The sequence below is a fragment of the Micromonospora sp. NPDC093244 genome (genome assembly GCF_040683695.1).
GTDB lineage: Bacteria > Actinomycetota > Actinomycetes > Mycobacteriales > Micromonosporaceae > Micromonospora.
The window spans coordinates 1,561,851-1,585,797 of sequence record NZ_JBFBEO010000001.1; the positions used below are offsets into that span (position 1 = coordinate 1,561,851).

The following is a 23,947-nucleotide window of genomic DNA, read 5'->3' on the forward strand; positions in this document are numbered from 1 at the left end:
TTCGGTTCGAGTCACTCCAGCGCGGCCACCTTGCGCAGCAGCACCGAGCGTTCGCGCTGGTTGGCGCAGAGCCCGGCCGCCAGCTCCAGTTCGGCGCGCGCCTCCGATCGCCGCCCGAGCCGTACCAGCAGTTCCCCGCGTACCGTCGGAACCAGATGCGAACCGGGGAGCCGGTCCGCGGCGACCAGGTCGTCCACGATGGCCAGGGCGGACGCCGGATGAGAGGCCATCGCCACGGCCACCGCCCGGTTGAGCTCGACCACCGGCGAGGGCGCGACCCGGCCGAGCGCCTCGTAGAGCGCCACGATCCGGTCCCAGTCGGTCTCCTCGGCCGAGGGTGCCGACGCGTGGGTGGCGGCGATCGCGGCCTGCAGGCCGTACGGGCCGAGGCCGCGGGTCGACGCCCGGGCCAGCGCGGCCAGCCCACGGCGGATCGCCGCGACGTCCCACAGTCGGCGATCCTGGTCCTCCAGCAGGATCGGTGAGCCGTCCGGGGCGGTCCGGGCCGGGAAGCGGGCGGCCGTCAGCTCGCACAGCGCGAGCAGGCCGTGCACCTCCGGCTCGTCCGGCTGGAGGGCGGCAAGCGTGCGGGTCAGCCGGATCGCCTCGGACGCGAGGTCGGGGCGCAGCAGGTTGTCGCCCGACGTGGCAGTCGACCCCTCGGTGAAGATCACGTACAGGACGCTGAGCACGCCGCCCAACCGCTCCCGGCGCTCGCCTGCGGCCGGCGGTTCGAACGGCACGCCGGCCGCCGCGATCGTCTTCTTGCCTCGCGTGATGCGGGCCTGCACGGTGGGCACCGGCACGAGGAACGCCCGGGCGATCTCCTCGCTGGACAGGCCGCCGACCACGCGCAGGGTCAGCGCCACCCGGGCGTCGCGGGAGAGCACCGGGTGGCAGCTGACGAACATCAGGGCCAGGACGTCGTCGTCGATCCGGTCCGGGTCGATGTCGTCGTCGACCGCCGGGTCGGCCGCCAGCAGTGCGTACCGGTCCCGCAGGGCGGTCCGGCGACGGATCGCGTCGATCGCCCGGCGGCGGGCCGTGGCCATCAGCCAGCCGGCCGGATTGGCCGGGGCGGCCAGCGGCCAGGACACCAGCGCGTCGGCTACCGCCTCCTGGGCCGCGTCCTCGGCAAGGCCGAAGTCGCCGGTGAACCGGGTCAAGGCGGCGACGATCCGCGCCGACTCGGCCCGCCAGACGGCCTCGACGTCGGCCGTACCCATCAGACCTGGCCGTTGCTCTCGTTGAGCCGCGGCACCTCGTCGGCCTCGGCCACCCGACGGACCTCGAGCTTGGTCCCGCGGATCGCCGGGAACCGTCGGGCCCAGTCGACCGCCTCCTGCTGCGAGGCGACGTCGAGCAGGAAGTAGCCGCCGAACAGTTCCCTCGTCTCTCCGTACGGCCCGTCGGTGACAACCGGGGTCTCGCCGCTGAAGTCGACGACGACGCCCCGGGCCGGATCGTCCAGCCCCTCGGCTGCCAGCAGGACGCCCGCTTTGATCATCTCTTCGATGTACCGGCCGGTCGTGGCCATCGCCTCGTCGATCGACGCCATCACCGCCGCGTTCGACTCGTCGGTGCCCCGCATGATCAGCATGAATTTCGGCATCGCGTTCTCCTCGTCCGGCGGGGCCGCCTCTCAGCCCTCGCACCGTACGTCGAACGAGCGGGCCGCGGATCGACACGACGCTCGGGAAATCTCCCGCCGTGACGCAGCCGCTTCCTCGGGCCGGCGGTCCGGGCGGTCGAGGCGTACCCTCGGAGGTGTTGTTGAACATGTTCAAATAGAGTCTCCGATGTGGAGGGACCGTGAAGGTCGTCATTCCCGGTGGGACCGGACAGGTCGGCACGATCCTCGATCGGGCGTTGACCGCGGCGGGCCACGATGTCGTGCTGTTGACGCGCTCACCCCGGGGCCCACGTCAGGTCCGCTGGGACGGCGTAACCCCTGGTCCCTGGGTCGAGCAGATCGACGGCAGCGATGTGGTCATCAACCTGGCCGGGCGCAGTGTGAGCTGCCGGTACACGCCGGCGAACCTCGACGCCATGATGTGCTCGCGGGTCGAGTCGACACGGGTGGTGGGCGACGCCATCGCCGCGGCGGCCCGGCCACCCCGGGTGTGGTTGCAGATGAGCACCGCGACGATCTACGCCCACCGCTTCGACGCGGCAAACGACGAGTACGACGGTCTGATCGGCGGTGGCGAGGACGGGGTGCCCGGCTACTGGGGCTACAGCGTCGAGATCGCCCAGAACTGGGAGGCCGCTCAGGAGCGGGCGGCGACCCCCGACACGCGAAAGGTCGCGTTGCGCTCGGCCATGGTGATGAGCCCCGGCCGGGGTGGGGTGTTCGACGTGCTGAGCTGGCTCGCCCGACTCGGACTCGGCGGACCGGTGGCGGGCGGCCGGCAGTACGTCTCGTGGATCCACGACCTCGACTTCGTCCGGGCCGTGGAGTTCCTGATCGACCGCGACGACCTGAGCGGCGCGGTGAACCTCGCCGCCCCCGGCGCGTTGCCGCAGGGCGAGTTCATGCGGGAGCTGCGCTCGGCGTGGCGGGTGCCGGTCGGCCTGCCGGCCACCAGGTGGATGGCCGAGATGGGCGCGTTCGTGCTCCGGTCGGACACCGAACTGCTGTTCAAGAGCCGGCGGGTCGCCCCGGCTCGGCTCTCCGACGCCGGGTTCGCCTTCGACCATCCGCGGTGGCCGGCCGCGGCGACGGACCTGGCGACACGGCGCCGGCGAGGCTGATCGCGAGTCGATCGGCCGAGGCCCCGGTCACGCCAGCGGCACCTGCGCCGACCGGCCGCCGTCGCCGGCGGGGCGTACACCCTCGGGGACGGTGATCGGGGCGGCGACGATCCGGCTGGGCAGCACCGGCGCGTCCCGGCCCGTGCCGCGCCGGCCGTCGCCGCCGGACGACTGCTCGTGGTAGTCCTGCTCCACGTTCACCGACCAGACGTCGTGCGTACTGCCGGTGGCGATGTTCTCCGCCGTGAGCATCGCGGTCAGCATCGAGTGGTCCTGGTTGTTGTAGCGGTGCATGCCGTTGCGGCCCACCGGGTGCACGTTCGGCACCGCCTCGGCCAGCCACGCGCGGATCACGTCGACGTTGTGCTGGTAGCTCTCGTCGTACACCGGGTAGGCCTTCGGCATGCGCACGACGTAGCCGGCCTCCACCACGCCGGGCTGGACCAGACCCAACCGCTCCAGCTCCGCGGTGGCCAGGGCCACCAGGTCGGCGTCGGGGGTACGCCACATCTCGTCGTCCTCGAACACGAAGTACTCCAGGCCCAGGCAGGTGCGACCGTCCTTGACGAGGTACGGCGACCAGGACCCGAAGTTCTGGATCCGTCCCACCCGTACCCCCGGGTCGTGCACGTAGATCCAGTTGTCGGGGAAGGAGAACTCCGCGGGCACCACGAGCGCGACGGTCAGGAAGTCGCGGTAGCGCAGGTCGGCGGCGCAGGCCAGCACCTCCGGCGGCGCCGGCGGGCGCAGCGCGGTCACCAGCTCCGAGATCGGCATGGACGAGATCACGTGGTCGGCCGGTTCGGTGCGCTGCCCGCCCGCCCCGTCGACAGTCACGCTTATCGCCCGCCGCCGCTCCGGGTCGCGGTGCACGGCGGTCACCCAGGTGCCTGTCGACAGCCGCCCGCCGCGCTTGCGGACCTGTTCGGCGCAGCGTTCCCACATCATCCCCGGCCCGTACTTCGGGTACTGGAACTCCTCGATCAGGCTTGTCACGTCGGTGCGGCGGCCGCCGGGCAGCAGCGCGTTGCGGATCGCCGTGGCAAGCGACAGGTTCTTGATCCGCTGCGCGGCCCAGTCGGCCTGCAACCGGTCCGCCGGCATGCCCCAGACCTTCTCGGTGTACGTCTTGAAGAAGATCGAGTACAGCCGCCACCCGAACCGGGCCGACACCCAGCCCTCGAAGTGCGACTGGTCCCGGGGTGGTCGCAGCCGGGCCCGCGCGTACGAGCCCAGGCAGCGGACCGCCTCCGGCAGTCCCAGGTTGCGCAGCGCGTTCATCGCGCTGAGCGGGTAGTTGAACAGCGCGCCCCGGTAGAAGATCCGGCTCATCCGGGGCCGGGTCAGGAAGTCCTCGTCGGGCAGGATCTCGTGCCAGAACGCCTCGACCCGGGGCACCTTCGTGAAGAACCGGTGCCCGCCGATGTCGAACCGCCACCCGTCGCGCTCCACGGTCCGGCTGATGCCGCCGACCACCTCGTCCGCCTCGAACACCTGGACCGACCGGCCGTGCCGCAGCAGCTCGTACGCCGCCGTGAGCCCCGCCGGCCCCGCACCGATGACCACCGTGCCGTGCTGCTCGCTCATGCCGCCGTACTCCCTGATCACCTGCAATGGTTGAGGCGCGGCGCGTACCCGTTCTGCCCGGAATGTCACCTCGGGGTCGTGGCGTTTCCGCTCCGGCGGGGTGCGCGGCGGCGTACAACGAAAAGGGCGGCACCCCCACGCGGCGGGTGGGTCGGGGAAGCGGGGCGGATGCGCGGGTGGCGACGTGGCGCGGCGGCACTGGCCTCCCGGCTGGCCGGCGCCGGGCGGGCCGGGGCGCGGCTCGCCCGCCGCGTCCCGCAGCCCTGGCCGTACGTGATCGCACTGTTCGTCGGCGCGAAGGTGCTGCTCACGCTGCTCGGGCTGCTGGTGCTGCACGCCTGGGACGGCATTCCCGGCGCACCGCCCGCCGACGAGGCGCTGATGTGGGCACAGCAGCGGGAGGTCTCCGGGCACCGGTGGATCTCCTTCTGGTTCGCCTGGGACGCGCTGCTCTACCTGCGGCTGAGCGAGCTGCCACTGAGCGGGCCGTGGCGGGATTTCGGCTTCCCGCTGCTGTACCCGTTCCTGGCCCGGCCGGTAGGCGCGCTGCTCGGCGGCAACAACGCCCTGGCCCTGCTGCTGATCAGCAACGTCGCGTTCCTGCTGGCCCTCGCCTACGGCTACCGGTTGGCCGAGCTGCTGCTCGGCGACGTGGACGCGGCCCGCCGGTTCACCAGGTACCTGGTGCTGCTGCCCACCGCGTTCCTGTTCCAGGCCGCGCTCACCGAGTCGCTGTTCGTCTGCCTCGCGCTGGCCGCCTTCTACCACGCCGAACGGCGGCAGTGGCTGCTCGTCGGTGTGCTCGGCTACTTCCTGGCGATGAGCCGGTCGGTCGGCCTGCTCGTCGTGCTGCCGCTGGCCCTGGTGCTGCTGCGCCAGCACGACTGGCGGCTCGGCCCGCGCGCCCTGCTCGGCTACCTGCGGACCGGGTGGCCGTTGCTGCTGCTGCCCGCCGGATGGTTCACCTTCATGGCGTACTGCCGGTGGCGGGGCGGGGACTGGTTCGCCTACCAGCACGCCCAGCGGACCGGGTGGGGGATCGAGGTGCAGAACCCGGTGCCGGTGCTGCTCGACGGCCTGGCCGGGGAGCCACGCGACGCCGCGCGGGTGTGGTTCGCCGTGGCCGTGCTGGCCGTGCTGGCCGCCGGCTTCCGCCGCCGGGAGCTGGCCTACCTGGTGTACGGCGTCCTCATGGTGCTGGTGCCGCTGTCGATGGGTCCGGCGGTCTACAAGAGCCTGCTGCGGTACCTGCTGGCAGCCTTCCCGGTGGCACTGGTGCTGGCCCGCTGGTCCCGCCGCGCCGGCGTCGACGTGTGGCTGACGGCGGCGCTCGCCGTGACACAGGGCGCGTTGTTCGTCCTCTGGCTCACCTACTGGACCCACATGATCATCTGATTGGGACCGCCGCCGGGCGGGCAGGATGAGCGGATGACCGAGCCACGGGTACGCCTCGACGACCTGGGCGCCTGGCTGATCAAGGGCAACGCCGACCTGGTCGACCTCACCGGCCGGTTCGCCCGCGATCCCCTGGTGACGAGCTGGTGCGTACGCCCCGGCTACCGCGCCCGCCTGATGCGCGCCGGGCAGCCGGTGGTCTTCTGGGCCAGCGGCAGCCGCGGCCGACTGCCGTACGGGGTGTGGGGCGTCGGCCGGGTCACCGGGGAGGCCGAGCCGGGCCCGCCGGGGCAGCAGTGGTCGGTGCCACTGGAGCTGCCCATCCTCGCCGAACGGGACCGGGTGCCCCGGGCGCTGCTGCGCGCCGACGACCGGCTCGCCGCCCTGGAGGTGTTCCGCCAGCCGCAGGCCGCCAACCCGTCGTATCTGACAGTTGCCCAGTTCGCCGCCCTGCGTACCCACCTGCCGGCCTGAGACCGCCCCGGCCGGCACCCGACCTCCGCCCTGTGCGAGCCTGCTACCCGTCGTCGCACACGCACCTTCGGGGGAGGCCCGGTGTTCGCCCTGCCGCTGACCGAGGACGTCGAACTGCGCCCGCTGGACCCGTGGCGGGCCGAGGAGTTCCTCGCCAACCTGGACCGGGCCCGCGAGCACATCAGCCCGTGGGTCGCGTCCTCCTTCGTCGCCACCGACCTGCCGTCGGCCCGTGCGGTGTTGCAGCGGTACGCCGAGCGCTGGGCCAACGACAGCGGCGGCATCTGGGGCCTGTGGTGGCGCGGCACGCTTGTCGGCGGCGTCATGTTCGTCTCGTTCGACGCGACCCTGGGGGTCTGCGAGGTCGGCTGCTGGGTGGAGCCGGCGGCGCAGGGCAGGGGCATCGTCGCGCCGGCGGTCCGCCGGATCATCGACTGGGCGGTCCGCGAGCGCGGCATCCAGCGCGTGGAGTGGCGTACCAACGCCGACAACACCCGCAGCAAGGCCCTCGCCAGCCGGCTCGGCCTGCGCCTGGACGGCACGCTGCGCCAGCTGTACCCGGGCCCGCGGGGACGCATCGACCTGGAGGTCTGGTCGGTGCTGGCGGACGAATGGCTGGCCGCGCCCACCGCCTCGTCACCCACCGTCCACTGACGACAGCGAATTTCTGTCGTACCCGCGCGGCACCATGCATCCATGGCCGTCCCCGCGCTCACCCCACACCCCGACCCGCCGCGTTCCGTGCCGCTGCGTGAGGCGCGCACCCGGTTCAGTCAGCTCGTCGCGCTGGCCGAGCTGACCGACGCGGTAACCGTCGTCACCCGCGACGGCGATCCACGCCCGGTCGCCGCGATCGTTCCCGCCGCGGCCGCCCGCAGCGGCGCACAGGCCCGCGCCGACGCCGACCGCCTCGCCGCGGTCACCGCCGGTTGGGCCCGCCGCCTCGACGAGCAGCACCGCCGCAGCAGCCAGCGGCACGCCGCCGAGCTGGGCGCGGTCCGCACCGCGCTCGCCGAGGTGTGGGCCGAGCTGGACCGTCGGGTCGTCCCCGGCAGCGACCCGGCGCTGGCCCGGCTGCGCGCCGCGCACAACGACCTGCTCGCCGACTGACAGGCGTCCGTCCCGCCGTCAGGCGGTGGCCGGGTAGGCGTGCGTCTCGGTCGCCTTGAGCGCCACCCAGACCCGCTGACCGGGGGTCAGCCGTAGCTGGGCGGCGGCCGCCGGCGTCACGTCCGCCGCCACCCCGATCGGCCCGTCCAACTGCACCCGCACGTTGTCGCCGTGCCGCTGCACGCCGACGACGGTGCCTGCCCAGGTGTTGCGAGGGCTGCCCTCGGGCCGGGCCCGATGCAGGGCCACCGACGCCGGACGGAACGCCACGAACGCCTCGCCCGCCAACCGGTCCGCGACGGCGAGCGTCAGATCCGGCGCGACGCGTACCTCGTGCCCGTCGGCAAGCCCCCGGTAGAGGTTCAACCCGACGAGTCGAGCGACGTAGTCGGTACGCGGACGGGCCGTGACGCTCGGCCCGTCACCCTCCTGCACCACCCGTCCCCCCTCCACGATGACCAGCCGGTCGGCCAGCGCGAGCGCGTCGAGCGGATCGTGGGTGACCAGCACCGTCGCACCCGGGTGGGCGGCCAGGTGCCTGTGCAGTTCCGCGCGGGTGTCCAACCGGGTGCGGGCGTCCAGCGCCGCGAGCGGTTCGTCCAGCAGCAGCAACGCCGGCGCCACGGCCAGCGCGCGGGCCAACGCCACCCGCTGCGACTGACCGCCGGACAGCTGCCGGGGCCGACGCGACGCCTGATCGGCCAGCCCCACCCGATCCAGCCAGTCCCGGGCCGTGGCCCGCGCGGCGCGTCTGTCGACGCCGTGCCGGCGCGGCCCGAAGGCCACGTTGTCGAGTGCGCTCAGGTGCGGAAACAGCAGGTAGTCCTGGAAGACCACGCCCACCGACCGCCGTTCGGTGGGCACCCAGCCGCCGGTCGTCGGCCGGTCCAGGTCGGTGCCGTCGAGCGTGACGTGCCCGGCCGAGAGGGCGTGCAGCCCGGCCAGCGCGCGCAGCGCTGTGGTCTTGCCTGCGCCGTTCGGGCCGAGCAGCGCGACCACCTCGCCGGGCGCGACCCGCAGCGGGACGTCGAGCCGGAAGGCGCCCCGGTCGACGATGATCCGGGCGTCCAGCAGCGGACTGCTCATGCGCTCGTCATCCAGCGGTCCCGCAGGGCCACCAGGATGCCCACCGACACGACGAGCAGCACCAGACTGAGCACGATCGCGGACTCCAGGTCGGTCTCCAACGCCAGGTACACGGCGAGCGGCATGGTCTGCGTCCGACCGGGATAGTTGCCGGCGAACGTGATGGTGGCGCCGAACTCGCCGAGAGCCCGCGCCCAGCAGAGCACCGCCCCGGCGGCCAGCCCCGGCGCCACAAGCGGCAGCGTGACATGGGTGAAGGTGGTCCACCGGCCGGCGCCCAGCGTGGCCGCCGCCTCCTCGTAGCGGTGGTCCGCCGCCCGGAGCGCGCCCTCCACCGCGATGACGAGGAACGGCATGGCGACGAACGACTCGGCAAGCACCACACCGGCGGTGGTGAACGGCAGCGTGACGCCGAACGTGGCGTCCAGCCAGCCACCGAGCAGCCCGCGCCTGCCGAAGACCAGCAGCAGCGCCACGCCACCCACCACGGGCGGCAGCACCAGCGGCACGGTGACCAGGGCGCGGACCAGACGCCGGCCGGGGAACTCGACACGCGCCAGCAGCCACGCCAGTGGCACCCCGAGCAGCAGACAGAACGCGGTGGCCAGCGTCGCGGTCTGCACCGACAACCGCAGCGCGGTCAGCGCGCCCGGCTCGGTGAGCCGCTGCGGCAACGTCGCCCACGGCGCCCGGAGCACCAGCCCGGTCAGCGGCAGGACGAGAAAGAGCAACCCCAACCCGGCCGGGATCAGCAACGCCGCCGGAACGCGTCCCCGCCGCCGGGGCACGACGGTGCCGAGGGCCCGACTCACGGCGCCTGGAAGCCGGCCTCGGCGAGGACCGCCTGGGCCGGCGCCGAGCGGACGTACGCGACGAAGGTGCGGGCGCCGGCCCTGTTCGGCGCGTCCTTCAGCGCGACGATCGGGTAGTCGTTGACCGCCCGCGCCGACTCGGGAAACTCGACACCCGTCACGTCGGCGCTCGCCGCCCGCGCGTCCGTGCGGTAGACCAGGGCCGCGTCGACCTCACCGAGCTTCACCTTGGCCAGCGCGCCCCTGACGTCCTGCTCCAGGGTCACCGGGGTCAGCGTGACGCCTGCCGCGTCGAGGGCCGACCGCGCCGCCGCGCCGCAGGGCACCTGGCCGGCGCAGAGCGCCACCTTCACCCCCGGGCGGGTCAGGTCGGCCAGCCCGGTGACCCCGGCCGGGTTGCCCCGGGGCACCGCGATCACCAGTTGGTTGCGCGCGAAGACGCTCGGAGTGCCGTCGGCGTTGCCGGCCTCGGTCACCGTCGACATGTTCTTCGGCGCTGCCGAGGCGAAGACGTCCGCCGGCGCGCCCTGGTTGATCTGGTTGGCCAGGGCGGAGCTGCCGGCCAGGTTGAGGGTGACCGTGGTGCCCGGGTTGGCGGCCTCGAACTCCCTGCCGATCCGGGTGAACGACTCCGTCAGCGACGCGGCGGCGAACACCGTCACCGTGCCGGTGACCCGACCATCCGGGACCGCGCCGTCAGCTCCCCGATCGTCGCCACCGCCGCAGCCGGCCGCCGCCAGCACGGCGAACGCCGCCACGGCGGCCAGGCGCGTCCGCCCACTCGGCCCGGTCATTCCCCGGCCCCCGGCCTGGCCGGTGCGGCCCGCTCCACAAGCACCGTGGTCGACTTGATGACCGCGACCGCCACCGAACCCACCCGCAGGTCCAGGTCGTCGACGGCCTCCCGGCTCATCAACGACACCACCCGGAACGGGCCGGCCTGGATGTCGACCTGTGCCATCACCGTGTCCTTACGGACGTCCACGACGATGCCGCGCAGCCGGTTGCGGGCGGAGGAGAACTTGGCGCCCGCGTCCGGGTCGGCGGCCTGGGCGCGGGCGAAGGCGGCCAGGTCGACGCCCTTGATGATCCGATGACCGTGGCCGTCGCGGCCGGCGGGCAGCCGCCCCGCGTCCACCCAGCGGCGGATCGTGTCGGCGCTGACCCCGAGCACCTCGGCCGCCGCGCCGATCCGGAAAGTCGTCACCGGCTCACCCTAACCTGGCATCCGCAAGGCCAACAGACCCAACAGGCCAGCATCCACACAGGTGACCGCATGATTATCCTGGCACCTGCGTCCCGCTCGCATGATCGTGCTCGATCCAGGATCCAGTGGTGACAGCGTGTCGCTGAGGCCGCCGACAGCGCTCCCCGTCGACAGCCGGCGGGTCAGGGGCGGCGGGGGTGGCCCTTGAGGTGTCGACCCAGCTCGCGGGCGATCTCGCGGTTCGCGTCCCGCTCGGCGAGCGTCTGCCGCTTGTCGTAGGAGCGCTTGCCCTTGGCCAGGGCCAGCTCGACCTTGGCGTACCCGTTCTCGAAGTACATCGACAGCGGCACCAGTGTCACACCGCCCTCGCGGACCTTGTCCAGGATCCGGTCGATCTCCGCGCGGTGCAGCAGCAGCTTGCGGTTGCGCCGGGGAGCGTGGTTCGTCCACGTGCCGTACGCGTACTCGGCGATGTGCAGGCCGTACAGCACGATCTCGCCGTCACGTTCGTGCGCGAACGCGTCCACCAGCGAGGCCCGCCCCTCGCGCAGCGACTTCACCTCGGTGCCGACAAGCACGATGCCCGCCTCGTAGGTGCGCAGCACCGTGTACTCGTGCCGGGCCTTCTTGTTCGAGGCGATCAACCGGCGCTCGGGCTGCTTGGACGGGCTCACCCGGCGACGATATCCGCCCCGGCGTCAGCCGGTCACCGGGCGGTCGTGCGCAGCCGCGCCGTCAACTCCCGTACCGCGTCGGCGAACGCCTCCTGCGACTCGCACGGCCAGTGCCCCATGATCGGCGGCGGCACACTGTCGCTGGGCGGCGCCACCACATCCTCCGGGTCGACCAACCGGCGGTCGACGCTCGCCGCAGGCCCGGTCAGGTTCTCGACCTCGCCCGGCCGGTGCGACGCGAAGATCCAGCCGCCGATCGGGTCGGTGTCCCGCCACAGGTTGAGCCACCGCCAGCCGACCCGCTCACCGATCGCCCGCAACGCCGCGTCGTCGGCGTACGCGGGGAACAGCCGCGAGTACAGCCGACCCAGGGGAGACCCGTAGGTCAGCAACGCGACCCGGTCGGTGATCCGGGGCGGCAGTTGCAGCACCGTCGCGGCGAGCAGCACCGAGCCGTGACTGTGCCCGGCGAGCAGGACCCGATGACCCTGCTCGACCAGGTAGGAGATCCGCTTGGCCAGCTCCGGCACTGCCCGCTCGGCGTAGCAGGGCGGCGCGAAGGGGTGTGCGCCGCGGGGCCAGAAGGTGCCCAGGTCCCACAGCACGCCCACGTACCGGCGGAACCCGGCCGTCCGGTACGCGAAGAGACCACCGACGACCAGCCAGAGGAGAAGCCCGGCGATCAGGTAGCTGCCCGAGTCGATCAGGAAGCTGACCATCTTCTCGGGCACCCCGACGAAGCGCTGCGCGATGTCACCGGGGTAGAGCTGGAGCAGCCCGAGCACGCTCGTGGCCAGACCGAGCGCGGCCAGCGCGGCGTACACCACCGAGAGCGGCTCCAGCCGTTCGGTGAACCGGGCGCGGGCCACGGCCTGCTCCACCCGCCGCAGCCGGTCCGCCGCCTCCGGCGGCGCGTGCGGGAAGTCGGCGGCCACGATCGCCCGAGCGGCCCGCCGTCGCCCCGGCGCGGTCAGCACGGTCAGTGCGGCGGCCACCACCAGGGCGCTCAGCACGGCGAGGAGAAAACCGAAGATCGCCCACGTGTACGGCAGGGGAGGGCTGGTGGCCATCCGGTCCGCGGTCGTCCCCTCGCGGTCGAGCAGGTCCGCGACCCGGTAGACCAGTTCCGCGGCGAAGGCCACGGCGAGGCCGGCGGCGATGGTGACGAAGACAGGTGCACCCAGCGCCCGTATCGCCGCCTTGCGCTGCCCGTCGCCGCGCCGCCAGAGCACCTCCACGGCCAGGGCGGCGACAAGCACGGTCTGGCTCACGAACAGCCAGGCCACGAGCGCGCCGTAGCCGGGCAGCGCGCCGCGCTGCGGCCATGGAGCCGGACTGACGACGACGTGCACGATCACCAGGATGGTGAGGCCGCAGGCGATCGTGCGCAGCCCCCGGGTGGCGCCGTCCACGCCCGGCGCCGCCCCCGGCCGGTCGATGTTCGGCACCACACTCAGGAGGAGCACACAGGCCACCAGTACCGCCCCGGTGGCCACCACCAGCACCACCATCACCCGCGAGGCGTGCTGGCTGGCCCGCGCCGTCAGCAGGCTGGCGTCGAGCGTGGCGAACGCCGCCGCCACGTGCACCGACCGCAGCCGTCCCACCAGGGGTGCGCCGTCCCACTGACCGACGGCGCTCAGCCGGTGCTTCGAGGCCCGCGGTGGGGCGTTGGTCCGGAACGCGTCGAACTGGTGGCTGGGTCGGGCGCCCAGCCACCAGACGAGTCCGATGGCGGCGACCGGCACCAGTGCCAGCACGCCCAGGCGGACACCGACCGGACGCCCGCCGAGCCAGGACAGGGAACTCCGGCCGGCCAGGCACGACGGCATGCCCATGCAACGCCAGGCGATCAGGTCCAGCGCCACCCCGACGATGGAGAGCACGTAGAGCATGGTGAGGGTGAGGGCGAGCACGCGACACAGCGCCATGAAGCCGTACTTCGCCGACGGGTTCGCCGGGCGCATCCAGAGCGCCACGTTGCACAGCATGAACGGCAGCAGGAACACCAGCGACAGCGTCCGCGCGGCCGTGCCGGACGGCAGGTCACTCCAGCGGTACGCCTCGAGCGTCACCCCGTCCGTCCCGGTCGAGTCGGGGTAACCCGGACGCGGCCGGTAGAACCCGCCGCTGCGGTCACCGGCGACCTGGTGCACGTACGGCCGGTTCAACACCCGGTCCGCACCGGCCCCGGAGACACCGTGCACGCGCAGCTCCACGATCCTGTCCGTCGTCGTCGGTCCGGTCGGCGCCGAGTCCGCCATGGGCCCCCCGAGGTGTGCGCGGCAACCAGGCGGGTCGTCGGCCGCCCGCGCGGCTCCGCGGCTTACCCGGGTTGACGCTGATCAACCGTGCGTCGCGCGCCACGCGATGGTGCGGCGCACACGCCGCAGGTGGTTTCATGGGCGCCATGGCAAACCCGGTGATCCTGACCGTCGACGACGACCCTGTGGTGTCCCGGGCCGTGGCTCGGGACATCAGGCGCCGCTACGGCGACCGCTACCGGGTGCTGCGCGCCGCCTCCGGCCCGGAGGCGTTGGACGCGCTGCGCGAGGTGAAGCTGCGCGGCGAACAGGTGGCGCTGCTGCTGGCCGACCACCGGATGCCGGAGATGACAGGCGTCGAGTTCCTGGAAGCGGCGATGGACATCTTCCCGGCCGCCCGCCGGGTGCTGCTCACGGCGTACACGGACACCGACGCCGCGATCGAGGCGATCAACGTGGTCGACCTGGACCACTACCTGCTCAAGCCCTGGCACCCGCCGGAGGAGAAGCTGTACCCGGTGGTGGACACCCTGCTGGAGGCGTGGTCGGTCACCCCGGACGCGGCGAGCGCCGAGATCCGGGTCGTCGGGCACCGCTGGTCCGCCCCGTCGTTCAAGGTCCGTGACTTCCTGGCCCGCAACCTGGTGCCGTACCGGTGGCTGCTGGCCGACGACCCGGAGGGGGCACGGCTGCTCGACGCCGCCGGCGCCACCGAGGCGGACGTGCCGCTTGTGGTGACCGCCGAGGGCAAGGCGCTCGTCGCACCCAGCGAGGCCGAACTTGCCACCCTTGCCGGATTGACCGTGGTGCCGGCGTCGGACTTCTACGACCTGGTGGTGATCGGCGGCGGGCCGGCCGGCCTGGGCTCGGCGGTGTACGGCGCCTCGGAGGGGCTGCGTACGGTGCTCGTCGAGCGCCGCGCCACCGGCGGGCAGGCCGGTCAGAGCAGCCGGATCGAGAACTACCTGGGTTTCCCCGACGGCGTCTCCGGCGCGCAGCTGACCGACCGGGCCCGGCGGCAGGCGGTGAAGTTCGGCGCCGAGCTGCTCAGCGCCCGGGAGGTGATCGGGCTCAGCGAGGCGGGCGGCGCCCGGCTGCTGCGCTTCGGCGACGGCACCGAGATCGCCGCACACACGGTGGTGCTGGCCACCGGCGTCTCGTACCGGGTGCTCGACGCGCCCGGGTTGGCCGACTTCACCGGCCGGGGCGTCTTCTACGGCGCCGCCGCGACGGAGGCGCCGAGCTGCGTCGACCAGGACGTCTACATCGTGGGCGGGGCCAACTCGGCGGGCCAGGCCGCGGTGCACTTCTCCAGGTACGCCGCCCGGGTGCACCTGCTGATCCGCGGCGCGGACCTGACCGCGTCGATGTCGCGGTACCTGATCGACCAGCTGGAGCGGATCGACCGGATCACCGTGCACCCGCACACGGCGGTGACCGGCGCGGCGGGGGAGGGGCACCTGCAACAGCTCACCCTCTGCGACACCCGTACCGGCCAGTCCCGCTCGGTGGACACGTCCTGGCTTTTCATCTTCATCGGGGCGGAGCCCCGCACCGACTGGCTCGACGGTGTTCTGGTCCGCGACGGGCGCGGGTTCATCGTCACCGGCCCGGATCTGCTGGCCGGGGGGAGGCGGCCGCCCGGCTGGTCGCTGTCGCGTGACCCGTACCACCTGGAGACGAGCGTGCCTGGGGTGTTCGCCGCCGGTGACGTGCGGGCCGAGTCGGTCAAGCGGGTCGCCTCGGCCGTCGGCGAGGGCGCGATGGCCGTCTCTCTCGTGCACCGCTATTTGGAGGCCCAGTGAGTGCGAGGAGTGAGCCGGGTTTGCGAGCCCCGCAGTCGCGTACGAAGGAGGTCCAGTGAGCGGTCAGTCGGACCGGTTGACGCCGGCGCAGCTGCGTACCCTGTTCCTGTTCGAAGCTCTGGACGACGGTCAGCTCGACTGGCTGGCCGAGCGTGGCCGCGTCGAGCAGCGTGGCGGCGGCACCCTCGTGTACGGCGAGGGTGAGCCGGCGACGTGCTTCTTCGTGCTGCTGCGGGGTGCGGTGGCCCTGAGTCGGCAGGTGCGCGGCGACGATGTGGAGGTTTCCCGGACCGACCAGCGTGGCGTGTACGGCGGGGCCACCCAGGCGTACCTGGGCGACCAGGTCGATCAGACCTACCGCAACAGCCTGCGGGCGGTGACCGACGCGGATTTCTTCGTGCTGCCGGCGGAGGACTTCGCCTATGCCCTGCGGACCTGGTTCCCGATGCCCATGCACCTGTTGGAGGGGCTGTTCTTCGGCATGCGGGACTCGCAGACCATCGTGGGGGAGCGGGAGCGGCTGCTGGCTCTCGGTTCGCTCTCGGCGGGGCTGACCCACGAGCTGAACAATCCGGCGGCGGCGGCGGTGCGGGCCACCTCGGTGCTGCGTGACCGGGTCGCCGGTATGCGTCACAAACTCGCCATGATCGCTGACGGTCGGCTCGACGGCAGCGCCCTGCACGGCCTGGTCGCGTTCCAGGAGGAGGCTGTCGCCCGGGTGGCCACCGCGCCGACGTTGACTCCGATGGCCACCGCCGACGCCGAGGACGCGCTCACCGACTGGCTGGAGGAGCGCGGCGTAACGGACGCCTGGGACCTGGCGCCGATACTGGTCGGGGGTGGCATCGACGCGGCCTTCCTGGCGCGGATGAAGGCGGCGGTCGGTCCGGCCGACCTGGAGGCGGCGGTGCGGTGGCTCACCTACACGGTGGACACCGAGCTGCTGATGCGGGAGATCGGCGACGCGGTCACCCGGATCTCCGGCCTGGTGGGGGCCGCCAAGCAGTACTCGCAGTTGGACCGTGCGCCGCACCGGGTGGTGGACGTGCACGATCTGCTCGACGCCACCCTGGTGATGTTCAAGGGCAAGATCCCCGCCGAGGTCAAGCTGGTCCGGGAGTACGACCGGAGCCTGCCGCCGGTTCCGGCGTACGCGGCCGAGCTGAACCAGGTGTGGACCAACCTGATCGACAATGCGCTGGGTGCGATGGGGGAGAAGGGCGTGTTGACCGTCCGCACCGGACGCGTCGACGACCTGCTGACTGTGGAGATCACCGACACCGGGCCGGGCATTCCGCCGGAGGTGCGTCCGCGCATCTTCGAACCGTTCTTCACCACCAAGCCGGTCGGCTCGGGCACGGGGCTGGGGCTGGACATCTCGTACCGGATCGTGGTGCACAAGCATCACGGCGACATCCGGGTGGAGACCGAGCCCGGGCGCACGACGTTCCGGGTGCTGCTCCCGGTCGCCGGGGGCGCACCGGACGCGCCGCACGACGCGCCGATCACCTAGAGACAGCGCCTGGTTGCTGGCAGTAGTCTCGGCGCGATCGTGATGCCCGCCCCCGAGGAGGGTCCGTGGAGTCGATGGCCCGCCAGCGCACCCCCGTCGAGGACGACGCCAACCCGGACGATCCACCGGACACGATGCTCCCGGAGCTGGAGGATCGCGAGTGGCTGCACCACGCCCAGGAGTTCGCGCACACCAGCTTCTGGGCGGTGGCCCGCCGGCTGCCCCGGCTGGTCCGCGAGGCGGTCGGGCTGGCCTGGTCCACCAACCGCCGCGACACGGTCACCTCGATCGGCCTGAACATCGCGGCCGGGGTGATGACCACGTTCGGCCTGCTCGCCACGACGAGCGTGCTGCGGGAGCTGTTCGCCGCCGGTCCCACCCCGGACCGCGTCCGATCGGCCCTGCCGGCGCTGATCGTGGCCGCGTCGGCGGTGTCGGCGCGGGGCGGCCTCACCATCGCGGCGGGCTGGGCGCAGGCACGGCTGACCCCGCAGATCAACTACCAGGTGGAGCTGCGGCTGTTCGAGGCCACCACGGCGGTGGACCTCGCCGCGTTCGACGACGCCGGTTTCGCCGAGGAGATGGACCGCGCCCGTGACCGGGGGATGGCCGAGGCCGCGTGGATCGTCGACCACACGGTCAACCTGGTCACCGGCGTGGTCGGGATGCTCGCCACCGCCGTCGCGGTGACAGTCATCCAGCCGTTGCTGCTGCCGTGCCTGCTGCTCGCGGCGGTGCCCCAGGCGGCCACCGCGGTACGGATGGCCCGCCGGGAGTACCTGGCGATGCTGGCCCGGATCACCAGGCGCCGCCGGATGTGGATGCTGGCCCACCTGATGGCGAACAGGCGTACCGCGGCCGAGGTGCGCGCGTACCAGATGCGCGACTTCCTGCTCGCCGAGTACCGCGGGGTGATGGCCGTCGAAACCCGGGCCGAGCTGCGGCTGGTCCGTTCGCAGACCGGCACCCGGGTCGTCGGGGCGACGATGGCGGGGCTCGCCACCTTCGGGGTGTACGCAGTCCTCGGCGGGCTGCTGCTGGCCGGGATGGTCGCCCTGGCCGCCGCCGCGACCGCCCTGCTCGCCCTGCAGTCCGCGCGCACCAGCATGGGCGTCGCGGTGGTCGCCACCAACTCGCTGTACGAGGACGCCCTCTACTACCAGGACTACCGGGACTTCCTGGCTCGTGCCCACGCCCGGGTGCCGGTCGGCGGCGACCTGTCGACGGACGGTGTCGACGTGATCGAGCTGGACGAGGTGAGCCTGCGCTACCCGGACACCGACACCCCGGCGGTGGACCGGGTCAGCCTCACCATCCGGCGGGGCGAGGTGGTGGCGCTCGTCGGCGAGAACGGCTCGGGCAAGACCACCCTGGCCAAACTGATCGCGGGGTTGTACCAGCCGACCGGCGGGGTGATCCGGTGGGACGGCGTGGACGCCGCCGAACTGGACCCGCGTGCCCTCGGCGCGCAGGTGGCCGTGATGACCCAGGAGTGGTGGAAGTTCCCGTTCACCGCCGGGCAGAACATCCGCGTCGGCCGGCACGACCGTCCGCCGGACCGACCCGGCCCGAGCGTGCAGGAGGCGGCCGGGGCGGCAGCCGCCCACGACATGATCGTCGGCCTGCCGCACGGCTACGACACGCTGCTCGACCGGGAGTTCAAGGACGGCCACGAGCTGTCCGGTGGCCAGTGGCAACGATTGGTCGCCGCGCGCGGCCTCTACCGCGACGCGGCCCTGCTGATCTGCGACGAGCCGTCGGCCGCCCTGGACGCCCGCGCGGAGCACGCCCTGTTCCAGCACCTGCGCCGTCACCCAGACCGGGCGGTCGTGCTGATCACCCACCGGCTGGCGAACGTGCGGCACGCCGACCGGATCTTCGTGCTCGACCAGGGACGCCTCATCCAGCAGGGCAGCCACGACGAGCTGATGGCCGCCGGCGGCCTCTACCGCGAGCTGTTCGAGCTGCAGGCCGCCGGCTACCGGGCCGGGACCGACGAGGCAGTGCCCCGCTGACCCGTGGCCGTGCTGATGTCGGGCGGGATCAGGCCGGGTGGTCGGGGCGCAGGAAGTCGGCCAGGACCCGGGTGTGGGTGGAGAACGCCAGCTCGACCGGGTCGGTGAGCACCAACCACTCGGTCGCCTCGTCGGTGGGCGCCGAGGGCGGCAGATCCTCCGCCACCTGCTCGGGCAGCACCCCGAAGACCATCATGGTGCCGCCCGCCGGTGCGCCGTGCACCGCGAACAGGCGCGCGTCCCCGGCGGCGGCCACCAGCCCGGTCTCTTCGCGCAGCTCCCGCACGAGCGCGTCGGACCACTCCTCGCCGTACTCGATGAAGCCGCCGGGCAGCGCGAGCTGCCCACGGGCGGGTTCGATGTCCCGGCGGACCACCACCACGCCCAGGCCGGTGGCGGTGCGGACCGGCAGCACCGCCACCGCGACGGGCAGGGGGTTGCGCCAGACGGTCTCGCCGCAGACCGCGCAGACCCGCGGCCACCCGGCTGCCGCCGGGTAGGCCGCGCCGCAGTAGGAGCAGTGTGAGTACGGCGTACCGGTCATGCCCCAGCACGTTACCCGGCCGGCGGCGGCGCCTCAGGCGGCCGGCGCCCCGGTGTAGAAGGCGGTCGTGCGCTCGGCGGCGGCCCGCGCCTGGTCGGGGTCGGTGCCGGCGGCGACGCTGGCCTCGCCCCACAGTCGGCTGCTCAGCTCCATGGCCCGCCGGCCCTCGTCGGAGGCGACCCATTCGGCGCTGTCCTCAGGGCGGACGCCGCTGCCGTCGCCGGACAGGTGGGTGGCCAGGCCGAGCAGCCCCAGGTCCCAGCCGACGCCGACGGCACCGGGCCCGAACTGGGCCCAGCGGTCCTGGTCGACGTGGGCGATGTGGTCCAGTTCGAAGCGGGTCCGCTCCTCGTCGACCGGGGTGAGTCGTACCTCGATCCAGCTCACCTCGCCGCCGAACTCCCAGGTGGCGGTGAAGCCGTGCGGCGGGTCGCAGCTCTGCACGGTGCCCCCGGCGTTGCCCTCCAGCTGGTACGTGCCGTGCAGTCGCAGGTCGCCGCTGATCGGCAGGAACCAGCGCGGGATGCGCTCGGCGTTGGTGCAGGCGTCCCACAGGTCGTCGAGCGTCGCCTGGTAGGTCTGGCTGATCGTGGCCACCCGGGCCTCGCCGGCCTCCAGGGTGCGGTTGCCGACCTTCCGCTGGACGGCGTTGATCTGCTCGGTCGCGTCGAACATCAGGTGTTCCTCTCGTCGGGTGGGTCGGCGGGCCCGCGCAGCCGACGCTCGCGTCGGCCCCGGGCCAGCTCGGTGGCGAGTGCCGCCAGGGGTGGGGTCCAGAACCGGCGGAAGTGCTCCAGCCAGCCGTCGACCTCGCGCAGTGGGCGCGGGTCGACCGCGTACAGCCGCCGGGTGCCTTCCGGTCGTACGGTGGCGAATCCGTTGTCCCGCAACACCTTCAGGTGCTGGGACACGGCGGGCTGGGAGATGCCGAACTCGTCGCGGATGACAGCGCTCACCGCGCCGGCGGTCTGCTCACCGTCGGCGAGCAGTTCCAGGATGCGGCGCCGGACGGGGTCGCCCAGCACGTCGAAGGCGTGCACGACGACAGTTGTATCACCGCTGGCTTATTTAAGCCAAATCTGAAACTCCGACGAGCTTGTCCAGTCGGATCGGCAGGTCCCGGATCCGGACGCCCGTGGCGTGGTACACCGCGTTGGCGACCGCCGCGGCGGCGCCCACGATGCCGATCTCGCCGATACCCTTCACCCCGGCCGGGTTCAGCTCACCGTCGTGCTCGTCCAGCCAGTACGCCTCGATGGACTCCACGTCCGCGCAGCCGGTGATGTGGTACGTGGCCAGGTCGTGGTTGACCCAGTCGCCGTAGCGTTCGTCGAGCAGACCCTCCTCGTGCAACGCCATCGACAGCCCCATCGTCATGCCCCCGATGAGCTGGCTGCGGGCCGTCGTCGGATTGACCACCCGGCCCGCCGCGAACACCCCGAGCATCCGGTTGAGCCGTACCTCGCCTGTGGTCGCGTCCACCCGGACCTCGGCGAACTGCGCCCCGTACGCGTACCGCGGCAGGCCGGGCTGTCCGCCGACCTCCTCGGAGGTGTCCGCCTCGGCGCTCACCTCGGCATCGGTCGGCACGCCGTCGCGCAGCTTCCCGCGCAGCGCCTGGCAGGCCCGGATCACCGCCCAGCTCCAACTCGCGGTGCCCATCGAGCCGCCGGCCACCGGCGCGTTCGGCAGATCGCTGTCGCCGATGCTGATCCCGACCCGTTCCGGCGGCACCCCCAGCGCGTCGGCGGCCACCTGCCACAGCGCCGTCCGGGCGCCGGTGCCGATGTCGGTGGCGTTGATGCGGACGTGGAAACCGCCGTCTGGCCTCGCGGTGGCCGTGGCGCAGGACGGCCTGGCGCGGGCCGGGTAGCTCGACCCGGCCACGCCGGACCCGATGAGCCAGCGCCCGTCGCGCCGCGCCCGGGGCGCGGGATCCCGGTCGGCCCACCCGAACCGCTGGGCCCCCTCGCGCAGGCAGGCCGCCAGGTGCCGGCTGGTGAACGGGCGCCCCTGATCGGGGTCGACAGCCGTGTCGTTGCGGATGCGCAGCTCCACCGGGTCGATACCGACGGCGACGGCCAGTTCGTCCATCGCCGACTCCAGGGCGTACGCACCGGGACACTCGCCAGGCGCCCGCATCCAGAACGGCGTCGGCACGTCGAGACGGACCAGCCGGTGGGTGGTGCGACGGTGCGGTGCGGCGTACATGCTGCGGGTGTAGACGGCGGTCTGCTCGGCGAACTCCAGGATGGTCGAGGACTGGCTCATCGCGTCGTGGCAGATCGCGGTGAGCCGCCCGTCGGCGTCGGCCGCGAGGCGGACACGCTGGATGGTGGGGGTGCGGTAGCCGACCGGCCCGAACAGCTGCTGGCGGGTCAACGCCAGCTTGACCGGACGGTCCACGTGCCGGGCGGCGAGGGCGGCCAGCACCACCGACGCCTTCGCGTACCCCTTGCTGCCGAAGCCGCCGCCGACGTGCTCGGTGACCACCCGCACCGACTCCCGGGGCAGCTCGAACAACTCGGCCAGCGCCGCCCGCACCGACGACGCGCCCTGGTTGGAGTCGTGCACCAGCAGCCGCCCGTCCTGCCACCGCGCCGTGGTGGCGTGCGGCTCCATCGGGTTGTTGTGGTACGCAGGCGTCCGGTAGGTGGCGTCCACGCGCACCGGGGCGGCCGCGTACCCGGCGTCGAAGTCGCCCTCCTCGGCGTCGGTCGGATAGCTGGGGTTGACGTGGTCCGGCTTGTAGAGGCCCGGATGGTCCTCGGTGAGCACCGTGCTGTGCGGTCCGGCGTCGTAGTCGATCCGCACCAGCCGGGCGCCCTCCCGGGCCGCCTCCAGACTGGTGGCCACCACGACGGCGATCAGCTCCCCCCGGTAGTGCACAGTCGGTTCCTGGAGCAGCCACAGGTCCGCCTCCAGGCCGGGCGCGAGCCGGGGCGCGTTGCCGTGGTGCACCACGGCCAGCACGCCTGGCGACGCCAGCGCCTCCGCCGTGTCGACCCGCGTGATCCGGCCCCGCACCACGGCCGAGGGCACCGCCCAGCCGTAGGTGACACCGTCGACGGGGTACTCCACCGCGTACCGGGCCGTGCCCGTGACCTTCTCCCGTCCCTCCAGGCGGGGGTACGCCCGGCCGACCGCGTCGGTGCTCACGACGACGCCAGTTCGGTGAGCACCCGTACGGTGATGGACCGGGTCAGCGGCAGCTTGAAGCCGTTGTGCCGCAGGGGACGCGCCTCGGCCAGCTCGGCGTCGGCGGCCGCCGCGGCCAGCTCCGCGCTGAACTGTCGACCGCGTAGCTCCTCCTCGGCCCGGTACGCCCGCCAGGGCCGGTGGGCCACCGCCCCGTACGCCAGCCGCACGTCGCGGACCACCCCGCCGTCCAGGTCCAGCACGGCGGCCACCGAGCCGGCGGCGAAGGCGAACGACGCCCGGTCGCGCACCTTCAGGTACGCCGAACGGCGCGCGGCCGGCAGCGCCGGCAACCGCACGGCAGTGATGAGCGTGCCGCGGGCGAGGGTGGTCTCCCGCTCCGGATGGGTGCCGGGTGAGCGGTGCAGGGCGGCGAGCGGGACGTCCCGTGGGCCGTCGGTGTCGTGCACCTCCACCACCGCGTCCAGCGCGGCGAGGGCCACCGCGAGGTCCGACGGGTGGGTGGCGACGCACTGCTCGGACCAGTCCAGCACCGCCAGGTCGCGGTTCTGGCCGTGCACGGCCGCGCATCCGCTGCCCGGGTCGCGTTTGTTGCACGCCTTGCCGGTGTCCTGGAAGTACACGCAGCGGGTGCGCTGCAACAGGTTGCCGCCGGTGGTGGCCAGGTTGCGCAGCTGCCCGGAGGCGGCGGCGAGCAGGGCGCGGGCCAGCACCGGGTAGTCGCGGCGGACCGCCGGGTGGGCGGCGAGGTCGCTGTTGCGCACCGTCGCGCCGATCCGCAGTCCGCCGTCGGGCAGCTCCTCGACGGTGTCCAGCGGCAGCCGGGTCACGTCCACCAGCACGTCGGGGCGCTGCACCCCGAGCTTCATCAGGTCGACGAGGTTCGTCCCGCCGGCCAGGTACGCCGCCTGCGGCTCGGCCGCGAGCACGGCGACCGCCTCCGCCACGTCGGCGGGCCGGTGGTAGCGAAAGGGCCTCACCGCGCGGCCGCCGTTGCCCGGACGGCCGCGACGATGTGCGGGTACGCGGCGCAGCGGCACAGGTTGCCGGCCATCCGTTCACGGATCTCCGCGTCGGTCAGCTCCGGCGGCGCGGCCAGGTCCTCGGTGACGGCGCTGGGCCAGCCCCGGTCGATCTCGTCGAGCATTCCCCGGGCGGAGCAGAGCTGCCCGGGGGTGCAGTAGCCGCACTGGAACGCGTCCTGCGCGATGAACGCGGCCTGCAACGGTGACAGCTCGTCCGGCCCGGCCAGCCCTTCCACGGTGACCACCGACCGGCCGTCCAGGGTGACGGCGAAGATCAGGCAGCTCTTCACCCGGCGCCCGTCGAGCAGGACCGTGCAGGAGCCGCACTGGCCGTGGTCGCAGCCCTTCTTCGCCCCGGTCAGGTCGAGGTGCTCGCGCAGCGTGTCGAGCAGCGTGGTGCGGTTGTCGAGCGTCACCTCGCGGGGGACGCCGTTGACGTCGAACGCCACCCGGGACGAGTGCCGCTCGTCGGTGGTCGTCGCGTTCTCCGGTCCGGCCTGCACCGGCCCAGACTAGCTTTGTC

At 73.1% G+C, this 23,947-nt stretch carries 23 protein-coding genes; 8 read left to right on the top strand and 15 right to left on the bottom strand.

From position 1 onward, the window contains the following. Positions 1–11: 11 nt before the first annotated feature. Both AB0N27_RS06885 and AB0N27_RS06890 read right to left on the bottom strand, forming a co-directional pair. Positions 12–1,226: a DUF6596 domain-containing protein gene (locus AB0N27_RS06885; protein ID WP_364364314.1), complete on the bottom strand. Its 1,215-nt coding sequence runs from the start codon at positions 1,224–1,226 to the stop codon at positions 12–14. Then, positions 1,226–1,612, bottom strand: coding sequence for a YciI family protein (locus tag AB0N27_RS06890; protein WP_364364317.1), 387 nt, complete (start codon positions 1,610–1,612; stop codon positions 1,226–1,228). The genes AB0N27_RS06885 and AB0N27_RS06890 overlap by 1 nt, the downstream gene beginning before the upstream one ends. Before the next feature lie 200 nt (positions 1,613–1,812). Here AB0N27_RS06890 and AB0N27_RS06895 point away from each other — a divergent pair, with 200 nt between their 5' ends. Next, positions 1,813–2,754 carry a DUF1731 domain-containing protein gene (locus AB0N27_RS06895; protein ID WP_364364320.1) on the top strand — a complete coding sequence of 314 codons (942 nt, stop codon included), beginning with the start codon at positions 1,813–1,815 and terminating at the stop codon, positions 2,752–2,754. A gap of 27 nt (positions 2,755–2,781) precedes the next feature. Here AB0N27_RS06895 and AB0N27_RS06900 read toward each other — a convergent pair whose 3' ends face one another. Further along, on the bottom strand, positions 2,782–4,341 hold the full coding sequence (locus AB0N27_RS06900) for an NAD(P)/FAD-dependent oxidoreductase (RefSeq protein WP_364364322.1): 1,560 nt from the start codon (positions 4,339–4,341) through the stop codon (positions 2,782–2,784). A gap of 168 nt (positions 4,342–4,509) precedes the next feature. Here AB0N27_RS06900 and AB0N27_RS06905 point away from each other — a divergent pair, with 168 nt between their 5' ends. The 4 genes from AB0N27_RS06905 to AB0N27_RS06920 all read left to right on the top strand — a co-directional run bounded on the left by AB0N27_RS06905 (position 4,510) and on the right by AB0N27_RS06920 (position 7,320). Next, positions 4,510–5,736 (top strand): hypothetical protein, encoded by a 1,227-nt coding sequence (locus AB0N27_RS06905; RefSeq protein ID WP_364364325.1) that lies wholly within the window; start codon positions 4,510–4,512, stop codon positions 5,734–5,736. Between the two features lie 33 nt (positions 5,737–5,769). Beyond that, positions 5,770–6,210, top strand: a complete 441-nt coding sequence (locus AB0N27_RS06910; RefSeq protein ID WP_364364328.1) for a hypothetical protein — start codon at positions 5,770–5,772, stop codon at positions 6,208–6,210. Between the two features lie 81 nt (positions 6,211–6,291). Then, positions 6,292–6,864, top strand: coding sequence for a GNAT family protein (locus AB0N27_RS06915; protein ID WP_364364331.1), 573 nt, complete (start codon positions 6,292–6,294; stop codon positions 6,862–6,864). A gap of 42 nt (positions 6,865–6,906) precedes the next feature. Continuing rightward, positions 6,907–7,320, top strand: coding sequence for a type II toxin-antitoxin system Phd/YefM family antitoxin (locus tag AB0N27_RS06920; RefSeq protein WP_364364334.1), 414 nt, complete (start codon positions 6,907–6,909; stop codon positions 7,318–7,320). Positions 7,321–7,338: 18 nt separating this feature from the next. Here AB0N27_RS06920 and AB0N27_RS06925 read toward each other — a convergent pair whose 3' ends face one another. The 6 genes from AB0N27_RS06925 to AB0N27_RS06950 form a co-directional block, all read right to left on the bottom strand. Further along, complete coding sequence (locus tag AB0N27_RS06925) at positions 7,339–8,406, bottom strand: ABC transporter ATP-binding protein (RefSeq protein WP_364364337.1); 1,068 nt, start codon at positions 8,404–8,406, stop codon at positions 7,339–7,341. Further along, complete coding sequence (locus tag AB0N27_RS06930; protein WP_364364340.1) at positions 8,403–9,218, bottom strand: ABC transporter permease; 816 nt, start codon at positions 9,216–9,218, stop codon at positions 8,403–8,405. Before AB0N27_RS06930 ends, AB0N27_RS06925 begins: the two co-directional genes overlap by 4 nt. Next, a complete protein-coding gene (gene modA, locus AB0N27_RS06935; RefSeq protein WP_364364343.1) occupies positions 9,215–10,012 on the bottom strand; it encodes a molybdate ABC transporter substrate-binding protein in 798 nt (265 codons plus the stop codon). Before modA ends, AB0N27_RS06930 begins: the two co-directional genes overlap by 4 nt. Then, positions 10,009–10,425: a TOBE domain-containing protein gene (locus tag AB0N27_RS06940; protein WP_364364346.1), complete on the bottom strand. Its 417-nt coding sequence runs from the start codon at positions 10,423–10,425 to the stop codon at positions 10,009–10,011. The genes modA and AB0N27_RS06940 overlap by 4 nt, the downstream gene beginning before the upstream one ends. Positions 10,426–10,607: 182 nt before the next feature. Beyond that, positions 10,608–11,099 carry an SsrA-binding protein SmpB gene (gene smpB, locus AB0N27_RS06945; protein ID WP_355028660.1) on the bottom strand — a complete coding sequence of 164 codons (492 nt, stop codon included), beginning with the start codon at positions 11,097–11,099 and terminating at the stop codon, positions 10,608–10,610. 32 nt (positions 11,100–11,131) lie between these two features. Further along, a complete protein-coding gene (locus tag AB0N27_RS06950) occupies positions 11,132–13,318 on the bottom strand; it encodes a hypothetical protein (RefSeq protein ID WP_364364350.1) in 2,187 nt (728 codons plus the stop codon). Positions 13,319–13,500: 182 nt separating this feature from the next. On the opposite strand from AB0N27_RS06950, the gene AB0N27_RS06955 reads away from it, so the two are divergent. The 3 genes from AB0N27_RS06955 to AB0N27_RS06965 all read left to right on the top strand — a co-directional run bounded on the left by AB0N27_RS06955 (position 13,501) and on the right by AB0N27_RS06965 (position 18,696). Further along, complete coding sequence (locus tag AB0N27_RS06955) at positions 13,501–15,168, top strand: FAD-dependent oxidoreductase (RefSeq protein WP_364364353.1); 1,668 nt, start codon at positions 13,501–13,503, stop codon at positions 15,166–15,168. 55 nt (positions 15,169–15,223) lie between these two features. Continuing rightward, the gene (locus tag AB0N27_RS06960) at positions 15,224–16,681 is read left to right on the top strand and encodes an ATP-binding protein (RefSeq protein WP_364364356.1); all 1,458 of its coding nucleotides are present in this window, start codon (positions 15,224–15,226) and stop codon (positions 16,679–16,681) included. Positions 16,682–16,755: 74 nt separating this feature from the next. Further along, positions 16,756–18,696: an ABC transporter ATP-binding protein gene (locus tag AB0N27_RS06965; protein ID WP_364366104.1), complete on the top strand. Its 1,941-nt coding sequence runs from the start codon at positions 16,756–16,758 to the stop codon at positions 18,694–18,696. 28 nt (positions 18,697–18,724) lie between these two features. Here AB0N27_RS06965 and AB0N27_RS06970 read toward each other — a convergent pair whose 3' ends face one another. From AB0N27_RS06970 to AB0N27_RS06995, 6 genes are read right to left on the bottom strand one after another with little or no spacing between them, the layout of a single operon-like run. Beyond that, positions 18,725–19,240, bottom strand: coding sequence for an NUDIX domain-containing protein (locus tag AB0N27_RS06970; RefSeq protein ID WP_364364359.1), 516 nt, complete (start codon positions 19,238–19,240; stop codon positions 18,725–18,727). Between the two features lie 33 nt (positions 19,241–19,273). Beyond that, the gene (locus AB0N27_RS06975; protein ID WP_364364362.1) at positions 19,274–19,915 is read right to left on the bottom strand and encodes an SRPBCC family protein; all 642 of its coding nucleotides are present in this window, start codon (positions 19,913–19,915) and stop codon (positions 19,274–19,276) included. Continuing rightward, a complete protein-coding gene (locus AB0N27_RS06980) occupies positions 19,915–20,280 on the bottom strand; it encodes a metalloregulator ArsR/SmtB family transcription factor (protein ID WP_088948476.1) in 366 nt (121 codons plus the stop codon). Before AB0N27_RS06980 ends, AB0N27_RS06975 begins: the two co-directional genes overlap by 1 nt. 28 nt (positions 20,281–20,308) lie before the next feature. Next, positions 20,309–22,399: a xanthine dehydrogenase family protein molybdopterin-binding subunit gene (locus tag AB0N27_RS06985; RefSeq protein ID WP_364364366.1), complete on the bottom strand. Its 2,091-nt coding sequence runs from the start codon at positions 22,397–22,399 to the stop codon at positions 20,309–20,311. Then, complete coding sequence (locus AB0N27_RS06990; protein WP_364364369.1) at positions 22,396–23,379, bottom strand: xanthine dehydrogenase family protein subunit M; 984 nt, start codon at positions 23,377–23,379, stop codon at positions 22,396–22,398. The genes AB0N27_RS06985 and AB0N27_RS06990 overlap by 4 nt, the downstream gene beginning before the upstream one ends. Further along, entirely contained in the window at positions 23,376–23,873 is a 498-nt protein-coding gene (locus tag AB0N27_RS06995) for a 2Fe-2S iron-sulfur cluster-binding protein (protein WP_364366107.1), read from the bottom strand. Before AB0N27_RS06995 ends, AB0N27_RS06990 begins: the two co-directional genes overlap by 4 nt. Positions 23,874–23,947: the final 74 nt, after the last annotated feature.

What these genes read in the sequence shown, in the direction of transcription:
- AB0N27_RS06920 (WP_364364334.1), top strand. Translation starts at nt 6,907, where the DNA reads ATGGCCGTCCCCGCGCTCACCCCACACCCCGACCCGCCGCGTTCCGTG.
- AB0N27_RS06955 (WP_364364353.1), top strand. Translation starts at nt 13,501, where the DNA reads ATGGGCGCCATGGCAAACCCGGTGATCCTGACCGTCGACGACGACCCT.
- AB0N27_RS06925 (WP_364364337.1), bottom strand. Translation starts at nt 8,406, where the DNA reads ATGAGCAGTCCGCTGCTGGACGCCCGGATCATCGTCGACCGGGGCGCC.
- AB0N27_RS06905 (WP_364364325.1), top strand. Translation starts at nt 4,510, where the DNA reads ATGCGCGGGTGGCGACGTGGCGCGGCGGCACTGGCCTCCCGGCTGGCC.
- AB0N27_RS06885 (WP_364364314.1), bottom strand. Translation starts at nt 1,226, where the DNA reads ATGGGTACGGCCGACGTCGAGGCCGTCTGGCGGGCCGAGTCGGCGCGG.
- AB0N27_RS06910 (WP_364364328.1), top strand. Translation starts at nt 5,770, where the DNA reads ATGACCGAGCCACGGGTACGCCTCGACGACCTGGGCGCCTGGCTGATC.
- AB0N27_RS06900 (WP_364364322.1), bottom strand. Translation starts at nt 4,341, where the DNA reads ATGAGCGAGCAGCACGGCACGGTGGTCATCGGTGCGGGGCCGGCGGGG.
- modA (WP_364364343.1), bottom strand. Translation starts at nt 10,012, where the DNA reads ATGACCGGGCCGAGTGGGCGGACGCGCCTGGCCGCCGTGGCGGCGTTC.
- AB0N27_RS06975 (WP_364364362.1), bottom strand. Translation starts at nt 19,915, where the DNA reads ATGTTCGACGCGACCGAGCAGATCAACGCCGTCCAGCGGAAGGTCGGC.
- AB0N27_RS06890 (WP_364364317.1), bottom strand. Translation starts at nt 1,612, where the DNA reads ATGCCGAAATTCATGCTGATCATGCGGGGCACCGACGAGTCGAACGCG.
- AB0N27_RS06965 (WP_364366104.1), top strand. Translation starts at nt 16,756, where the DNA reads ATGGCCCGCCAGCGCACCCCCGTCGAGGACGACGCCAACCCGGACGAT.
- AB0N27_RS06970 (WP_364364359.1), bottom strand. Translation starts at nt 19,240, where the DNA reads ATGACCGGTACGCCGTACTCACACTGCTCCTACTGCGGCGCGGCCTAC.